General features: G+C 39.8%; 1 rRNA gene. It reads left to right on the top strand.

Going from position 1 to position 274, the window contains the following annotated elements:
• Positions 1–189 precede the first annotated feature (189 nt).
• A 5S ribosomal RNA gene (rrf, locus tag ACYP5M_RS26585) occupies positions 190–274 on the top strand; the annotation flags it as partial.

A 274-nucleotide genomic window follows, 5' to 3' on the forward strand; every position in this document is an offset into this window, starting at 1 on the left:
TGATAGGTCAGAGGTGGAAGCGTGGCGACATGTGGAGCTGACTGATACTAATAGATCGAGGACTTAACCAACGCTTTAAAAAAATGAAATACCTTCTTATTATCTAGTTTTGAAGGAATGAAAATTTCTTCTTGCATTTTCTCAAAAAGACGTTATAATAATATATGTCTTGAAAAAATGTTAACATTGTTTGGTGACGATAGCGAAGAGGTCACACCCGTTCCCATTCCGAACACGGCAGTTAAGCTCTTCAGCGCCGATGGTAGTTGGGGGT

Source organism: Peribacillus sp. N1, from assembly GCF_054600815.1.